Consider the following 7032-nt stretch of genomic DNA (forward strand, 5'->3'; position numbering starts at 1 on the left):
AGAATGAGGCATATATCTAAAGAATGTAATACCATATAATTCATATATATAATTGTTTATATTGTCAATATCTTTTCTTAACATCAAATTTGATAAAATGTCACTATTAGGATAAATGACATTAAGACTAGTGAACAATTCTACTTGATAACCGTTCTGATTTAATATAAGTGGAATAGACGAATTAGAATAGGCTTTCTTAATAAATTCTTGTATAGGAACTGAATTATCATAATATTGTCCTGTTAATATCAATGGAATGGATGGATATGTAGTAGGAAACCCCCCAACAGCATTGCGAAAATATGTAAAACCCTGAAACGTATTAGAATACTCGGGATGTTCATTAATCAGTTCTTGAAAAATATCAGTTTGAAATGTATCTAATACAAGTATTATTACGTTCTTTTCAGAAGAAAAATTGTATTTTGATTCTTCACTAAGAGCATATCTCTTCCACTCAGGCTGTTCGGGCGCCTGATACCACACAACAGCAGTTGAAACAATTTGGATCAGGATAAGTCCTATACTTATTTTCTTAATTAGGTTATAAATAAAATTACTTTTTATAAACGTAAAAGTTACGACAACTAACCATACCGCCGTATCTATAAATCCATAAATCTTATAATTATTCCATGGAATTTCCTTGCCATCCAATACCCCATAATTCCAAACAAGTATATTCCCCTGAAGCCACAACAAAAACGCGAAGGCAAATAATAAAGAAACAGCCTTTCGATGTATGGAAGATTTCAGGGGCAATAATATTGCTGATATTACCAGAATACAAAGCAAGGAAATAGATGCAAACAAATACCAAACATCAGAAAATAAATAAGGAAACTCTAATATGTTAGTAAAATATAAATATGATGGCCCGAAAAACAGGACTGTCAATGAAAACAATGATGCCGCACATAAAGTTGTAATGCATTTTTCCCGAAATTCGATATTCATTATACTTGTCCTTTCTAGTCTTTCAGTTGACTGAAAGTATTTTCTTATTAAAACTATACTTTTCTTTGTAGCAGGTACAATATTCTCTCCGAATCCTTAATTTTAACAAACCGATTTATCGCAAAATGTTTTTTAAATTCATGTTCAAAAACTTCCTGAGTATAATCTGAAAAAATATCTTTTCTTGTTGCCAGAAGTCTTTGCACCTGAGAATCGTTTTTGGGAACGAATTCGACAATAAGAAAATTGCAGAGTTTGTTAAAGAATTCGGCAATTTTAGTCAGCGGCACATTGTTGGAAATCGCCAAATGGTGAATCAGCGCGAGGGCAAAAATCATATCTGCCGGCCCGCGTTGGAGTATCGACATTCTTTCTGTATTTTCCCAGCCGATGCCGGGGCTTGGATTCGTTAAATCGAGAAGAAGCGGGAGAATATTTTGCTCTTTGTTTTTCACGCACGCAAGGTAATTCTTTTCAACGGCAGCCGGGTCTATATCGAAAGCTACAGTCGGTATGCCTCTATCGCTGGCAAGCCTGCTGTATAAACCGATGTTGGCCCCCATATCCCAAACGGACTTCGGTCTAATTATTTCCAAACATTCTATCACAAATTGTTTTTTATGATTAACAGCCTCTTCGGTGTAGTTGGTATCGCTGTAATATTCTCCCCATTCAGTACCTTGCGGTTTCCACTGCAACTTCTTTACGGCAGACTCCAGGTTTTCGATTATAGCCATTAATCCGGTTCGACTGATTTTTTTATTTGCTGAATTAATAGATTTATCTTCGTATTTCTTTTGAGTTGCAGCATGAAGATGAATATGAGATAACAAGGATACATTCAAGCGGGTTTTAAACGGAAGCAACGCACTAGCCAAATCCAAAGGTATCCCGTCTATGTATATCCTTAATAATTGGTTTAAACGGACATCGACATGAGACATCAAAGCAAGCGGTCCCAAGAAGTGCTGGCAAAATTGCTTATAAGCTACCCAGGGTTCTCCCTCACGGTATTTTTCAAATGAAAGCGTATCAATTAATATTGGTTTCCCTTTTCTAAATTGAATATTGTAAGCGCTGCTGTCTTTTAATGACATGCCATAATCAAGTGCAATCTTTTGAATCCGCAGGGTAACTAGAGCCGCGTCCTTCAGTTGACTAAAGCACCATTCATAGGGATATGAAATAAAAGGAACGACTTCAGGCTCTATGGTCTTATACGATGTATTTGTATCTTCGTATTGAGCATTGACTTCAATATGAGGCACAATCAATTCATTCTTTACTAGGGTATCGTAAAGTCCCGATTCCATCAAATGTTCATAATGTTCCCTATAAACCAGGTTTATCTGGCGATAAATCTTTCCATCATAACAGAAAAGAAAGCCGCTTGGGTCCCGGAATGAAGATGGTATTCTCCTGTTATTATTTTTCTGTATCACATGGTTCACTCCAAAAAACCAGATTGTTCTATTTTGACCTTTTAAAAACATCCTTTATTTTATTCCAATACTTTTTAATCACAAAAGGCACAGCTAGTAGGCTAGCTAATATTGCTTGCAAAACGTAACTGCCAGAACTGGGATCAATATAAGCATGAGCAGGTAATGGCAAAATGGTAAATATAAAAAGTAAAATAACGGTTGATCTTATGCATTTCTTTTTTGTCATTTCAACACAACCCTTCTTAATTTTCTAATATCAGCAAAGTCGCCCTGTTTTTTGAAACAGGCGTAGCTCAAGCTACAATATTTATTACATAACTGATTATGCTTCATATGATTAACGAGTCTATTCCTGTAAACCTGCGTTCTTAAAAAAAGCAACTTCAACTTTCGATCTGTGAAGTTGAGTTATAGAGCAATTGGTTTCTCCTCCACAAAAAATACTTTTAAATATTCATTTGCAATTTTAGACCAACAATAAGCATCAATATATAATTTGTTCTTTTCTTTTAAATTTTGTAATAATAAAGGACTAGAAAGTACACTTGCAATGCCAACCGCCAATACGGAGGGAAATGTATTTTCTACTTGGTATGTTAGACTAGATATATCCTTAAATATCTCTTGACGTGTTACGATTAACGGTCTTTTAGCGGCAATAGCTATATGAGCTGAACCACTTGCGCCTTCATTACTATAATGATAAGGTAAAACTATAAGATCACAGGCATGAAGATAAGAAACAGTCTTCTCTATATCTAAAAAATGAGTATTAATCGTAACATGCTCTCGTAATTTCAAGTTATTAATTAGATCATTACATTTCTTTAAATAATTTTCTGAATCATCAGATGGGTATAAAGCATTCATGCCTAATAGGCCAATGTTAGGAAATAAATCACGGAGTATTTGAACAGCTTCAATTAGCTCACAAACACCTTTATGTGGCCTAAGAAAACCAAAAGTACCAATCAAAGGTGATCGGTATAAACCAAGCCTATTTTTTACATCTAGAGATAATTCATCCGGAATATCTAAAACGCCATGAGGAATGTGTATTAGATTTTTAATTCCTAACTTCTTAAGCCTTTTTATTTCATCAGCACTATGAATAATTAGCTTAGCCCCAAGACTTACCATCTTGTTCAAACTTTTTATTTCCATAATTTTAGTATTATGTAAAGTAACACTAACTTCAATTCCGGCATTAGTTGCACTGCCTACAATATTAATAAGGGATTCTTCATTGAAAAAGCCAGCATGATATTGAATATTTAGCTTATTTACGCCATTGACCTTGCAATTATAAATTACATCACATGCCTGAATATTACCATGTCGCCATATTTCTTTAACGTTTATAGAAGAAGAGACATCATGCCCACGGGTATCAGAACGAACCGACTCATCGGTTATATTCGAAAGAATTAGGCAGTCATAATTATATTTGCTTAATGCTTCAACAAGATATTTTGAATACTCAGCAATACCACACCGTATCCCCCATGTTGTTATTATTCCTATCTTTCCTCCCGCCTTTAAAACCAAATGTTCATTTTGAAAGCCAAAATCTCTAGCTTGGTTTTCTTTCTGACAACCACCATACGAATTACTTATTGACAATATATCCTTATTTGTAACCCTATCCTCAGAAGCGTCCCTTAATCTTTTCTTTTCTAATAACTCACCAAGTTTATGGCCTAAAGAGGAAGATATTTTTTCCCATGAATATTGGCTCTCTACGGTTTCGCGGGCGCGCTTTCCAAGCTGGCTTGCCAGAGATTTGTCGCTGAGTACTCTTTCTATTGACTTGAGAAAGTTCTTGACATCTGAAACGATAAAAGCCGGGGGGGAGCCGGTATCAATACCCCGGGCACCTATTTGCGTCGCTACAATCGGCAGGCCGACACTCATGAAATCAAACATTTTTATATTTGTCCCAGAGCCGGAAAACATCGGATTAATCCCAATATCTGCAGCCCATAAATACTTAAGTTTTAGTTCATCAGAAACAAAGCCCGTAAAATGGATGTTTTGACCAGATTTCTTTTTCAGAGCATCTACTTCAACTGCATCTGAAACCCCACCACAGATTACAAAATTCAAATCGGGTAAATAGGGCGCAAGTTGATAACAAATAAATTTAACAGCTTCTATGTTCGGCCCGTAGGCGCTTCCAAGAAATATGGCTATTTTCCCTCGAAGCTTTAAAGAAATTTTGGCCAATTCCTTTTGATCAGGAGTCGGCGGAGTCAATATTGTGGAGAAAACACCATTTGGTACTTCAATAATTTTTTCATCATCTACACCATATATTTGATTGAAATACTGGCAATCTTCCTTTGAACAAGCGAGTATAATATCCGCACGGTGACTCAGTTCATATTCAGTAGTTACCACATGCTTTGCTATCTCAGTTCCGAAGCCCCCATCATCAAGCAACTCCGTTCGAAGCATTCCTTCAAAATTATGAGAATCATATACTATCAGTTGCTTTGATAAATCAATAGTTTCCCTGACCAGCGGATATACCCACGGGTGAGAAAAGATTACAATATCGGATTTTTTGATGAAGGATTTGGCACCTTCAATAAATTCTGGAGAGAGATGTGCCATTAGCGGGAAAGCCGTATCAATTACTGTTCTTCCCCCAAAAAAGTACTTCCATTTTTCACTCACTTCAAAATGGGCTTTAGACAACGGGATATCAATCTCTTCTAAAGTAGCAGACAATTTATGTTGCCTTTTTGACGGCCCGGGCCAGTCATAAGTGCCAATATAAGTCGTTGGGAATCTTTCGCCAAGTCCATGATACAATCCTAATAGGCGTATCCTACCCCCGCCTGTCGGTGGATCAATGGGCTGCATATCTAAAACTGTTACACGAGGCATGAAACAGCACCCTTCATAAAAATTTCTCCAATTAGAAACCTATATCATGATTTCTTGCATATGAGATTACATTTCCTTTTAGCGGTTAACAAAGCTATTCTTTGGAAAAACCTAAAGCGGAGAGCAATTTATGTGACACGTTTTCCCATGTAATGTGCCGAATAGACTTTGATCCACGAATTCCCATATCTTCAGCAATTTCCGGGTGATCATAAAGATATTCCAGCTTAGAACCAATTATTTCCGGATCGGGAGGGCATACAAATCCCGTTTCACCGTCGTGCACGATATAAGCAGGCTCACCTGAATCGGTGCAGGTTATAACCGGTTTGCAACTGCGGAACGCTTCAAGAGTGACAAGCCCAAAGTCTTCCCGTATCGGGATAAAAGGAACTACCAGCGCATTGGCGTATAAATTAACTAAATCTTGATCTGTAACTCTTCCGCAAAAGACAATCCGCTCATCATGTTTTGCAAGCTCGCGAAACGTACCTTCATCCTCACCGGTACCAGAAATTTTCAGCGTTATCGGCCTCTTCACAAAACCCATCGCTTTTATGATCAAGTCGACCCGCTTCCAGCGATGAAGGCGTCCGGGCATAAAAATATACTCATAAGAACCACTCTTAAAACCGTCAAAAGTCAGAGACATATAAAGTACTTCTGAATCAAGACCGTTATATTTCAATAAACGCTTCTTAACTTCATTTCCAATGACAAAAATTTTTCTTGTCCTTGGATATTGAAGCGCAGCGGTGTCCAACTGGTGGATTAATTCCTGCTGTTTATAGAGTTCGATTGTAGGATATGGGTATTCGTACTCGAACATATCGTAGAATACTCTCATCGTATGCACTAGATAACATACATGATTCGGATGTCTGACAAGATAAGTGGGAGCTTTTGTCGATATGACTCCGTCATAACCGGACAGGTCAAGGTCGTAAAAGCGCAGATAAGATTCTTTTATCGCTTCAAAATTTGATTCGTCACTAACGATACTTAACAGATCTGCCTGAACGCCGGCTGAATTGAGCGCACCAACAAGACCTTCATAAAACCGCTCTGCGCCCCCGGTTTCTCCACTAGGGGAACGAACGGCTATGACTGCTACCTTCGGTTTCACGCCTTCCACCCCACCACCGCGTAATCCTGTGGCCCGTAAAATAATTGATTAAACCGCTCAGCCAGTTCAGAGCCGGACAGCCAGTATGATTCGGGGTAAGGGTGCAGATTTAGGACACTGACTCTACATAAGCCCCGGGCTTCAGCAATAAACTTTAGCATTGAACTTGGCAGGGGATTTTTGTGGGTAGGATCTAAGTAAAAATTACAGCTTCCCACCTGAATATTCTCCGGGTTTGGCGTTTCGAAAATAGCAATGCCGCCGGGTTTTAGAACTCTTACAGTTTCATCAAGCAACTGTATTAAAACTTCAAAGGGTAAATGCTCTATGATATGAAAGCCTGTTACAGCTCCAAGACTTTCCCCAGGTAAATCACGAAGATATTGTAGGACATCACTCTGTACTACTTCCAGACCTAGGTTATTACAAAGCGAAACCATTGCCGCATTAATATCGACGCCTCGAGCAATAAATCCCTCTTCTTTCAATAGTTCCAGCCACTCTCCCCGGCCGCAGCCCAAGTCCAGCACAAAACGCTCCTCAGTTCCGGCTTTTGCTTCACGTATGTAAGGAAGATATATTCTTTGGCGTTCCTTTATATCGTCCCGG

Annotated in this window: 6 protein-coding genes; all 6 read right to left on the bottom strand. The window is 38.0% G+C overall.

The features are described from left to right. Positions 1-960: sulfatase-like hydrolase/transferase (locus HPY74_18850; protein ID NSW92672.1), on the bottom strand; the 960-nt coding region annotated here is incomplete at its 3' end. A gap of 53 nt (positions 961-1013) precedes the next feature. Next, positions 1014-2399: an SAM-dependent methyltransferase gene (locus HPY74_18855; protein NSW92673.1), complete on the bottom strand. Its 1386-nt coding sequence runs from the start codon at positions 2397-2399 to the stop codon at positions 1014-1016. A gap of 31 nt (positions 2400-2430) precedes the next feature. After that, on the bottom strand, positions 2431-2631 hold the full coding sequence (locus HPY74_18860; GenBank protein ID NSW92674.1) for a hypothetical protein: 201 nt from the start codon (positions 2629-2631) through the stop codon (positions 2431-2433). A 182-nt stretch (positions 2632-2813) separates the two neighbouring features. Next, positions 2814-5297 carry a glycosyltransferase gene (locus tag HPY74_18865; protein ID NSW92675.1) on the bottom strand — a complete coding sequence of 828 codons (2484 nt, stop codon included), beginning with the start codon at positions 5295-5297 and terminating at the stop codon, positions 2814-2816. Between the two features lie 94 nt (positions 5298-5391). After that, positions 5392-6423, bottom strand: coding sequence for a glycosyltransferase family 4 protein (locus HPY74_18870; protein NSW92676.1), 1032 nt, complete (start codon positions 6421-6423; stop codon positions 5392-5394). Further along, a partial coding sequence (locus tag HPY74_18875) for a class I SAM-dependent methyltransferase (GenBank protein NSW92677.1) occupies positions 6420-7032 on the bottom strand: 613 nt, incomplete at its 5' end. The genes HPY74_18870 and HPY74_18875, both read right to left, overlap by 4 nt.

Source organism: Bacillota bacterium, assembly GCA_013314855.1.
Lineage (GTDB): Bacteria > Bacillota > Clostridia > Acetivibrionales > DUMC01 > Ch48.

Excerpts from the sequence above, each read along its gene's own strand:
- HPY74_18860 (NSW92674.1), bottom strand. The coding sequence starts at position 2,631 with ATGACAAAAAAGAAATGCATAAGATCAACCGTTATTTTACTTTTTATA.
- HPY74_18865 (NSW92675.1), bottom strand. The coding sequence starts at position 5,297 with ATGCCTCGTGTAACAGTTTTAGATATGCAGCCCATTGATCCACCGACA.